The organism is Endozoicomonas sp. SESOKO2, assembly GCF_024606245.1.
Lineage (GTDB): Bacteria > Pseudomonadota > Gammaproteobacteria > Pseudomonadales > Endozoicomonadaceae > Endozoicomonas_A.
Map to the genome: position 1 here is coordinate 1 of NZ_JAHHPQ010000805.1, position 1,128 is coordinate 1,128.

General features: G+C 51.5%; 3 protein-coding genes. All 3 read left to right on the forward strand.

Annotation, left to right across the window (positions count from 1 at the left end):
- Positions 1-25 precede the first annotated feature (25 nt).
- Positions 26-532 (forward strand): 50S ribosomal protein L5, encoded by a 507-nt coding sequence (gene rplE / locus KDK17_RS19000; protein ID WP_373691620.1) that lies wholly within the window; start codon positions 26-28, stop codon positions 530-532.
- Positions 533-547: 15 nt separating this feature from the next.
- Positions 548-853, forward strand: coding sequence for a 30S ribosomal protein S14 (gene rpsN, locus KDK17_RS19005; protein WP_257280865.1), 306 nt, complete (start codon positions 548-550; stop codon positions 851-853).
- 29 nt (positions 854-882) lie between these two features.
- Positions 883-1,128, forward strand: a 246-nt coding sequence (gene rpsH / locus KDK17_RS19010; protein ID WP_257288818.1) for a 30S ribosomal protein S8, incomplete at its 3' end; no start/stop codon positions are given.

The window sequence follows — 1,128 nt, forward strand, 5'->3', positions numbered from 1 at the left end:
CTTCAAGACTAAATATCGTGAAGAGATCCTGCCCAAGCTCAGAGAAGAGCTGGGCGTGAGCAATGTTCACGAAGTTCCTCGTATCACCAAAATCACTCTGAACATGGGTGTGGGTGAAGCGATCGGTGATAAGAAAGTCATCGAAAACGCTGTTGCTGACATGGAAAAAATCGCCGGTCAGAAAGCAGTCGTTACCAAGGCACGTAAATCCGTTGCAGGCTTCAAGGTTCGTGAAGGCTGGCCAATCGGTGTTAAAGTGACCCTGCGTGACGAACGTATGTACGAATTCCTGGAGCGTCTGGTTGACATCGCCCTGCCTCGTGTTCGTGACTTCCGTGGTATCAGCCCGAAGTCTTTCGACGGCCGTGGCAACTACAGTATGGGTGTTAAAGAGCAGATCATCTTCCCGGAAATCGATTACGATAAAGTCGACGCTTTGCGTGGTCTGGATATTACCCTGACTACCACAGCCAAGACTGACGACGAAGGCCGTGCACTGCTGAAAGCCTTCAACTTCCCATTCCGTAACTGATTAAGGTACGAGCCCATGGCAAAAGTATCCATGAAGCAGCGGGAGTTGAAGCGTCAGCGCACCGTTGCCAAGTTCGCAGAGAAGCGCGCTGCGCTGAAAGCGATCATCGTCAGTCCTAACAGCTCTGAAGACGAGAAGTGGGACGCTCAGATAGCACTGCAGAAGCAGCCACGTGATGCCAGCTCATCTCGTCTGCGTAACCGCTGCCGTGTAACAGGTCGCCCTCACGGCTACCTGCGTAAATTCGGTCTGAGCCGCATCAAACTGCGTGAAGCAGCCATGCGTGGTGACGTTCCAGGTCTGGTTAAGGCCAGCTGGTAAGCGCGATTGATCTTCTGGAGAGATAGATAATGAGTATGCAGGACCCGTTAGCAGATATGCTAACTCGTATCCGTAATGCCCAAATGGCAGAACATGCATCTGTCGAAATGCCCTCTTCCAAGGTAAAGGCTGCTGTAGCCAAAGTCCTGAAGGAAGAAGGTTACATTACCGATGCACGTGTTGAAGGCGAAGTACAGAAAACTCTGATCATCGACCTGAAATACTATGAAGGCAAACCTGTCATCGAAAACCTGAAGCGCGCCAGCCGTCCGGGT

Excerpts from the sequence above, each read along its gene's own strand:
- rpsN (WP_257280865.1), top strand. The coding sequence starts at position 548 with ATGGCAAAAGTATCCATGAAGCAGCGGGAGTTGAAGCGTCAGCGCACC.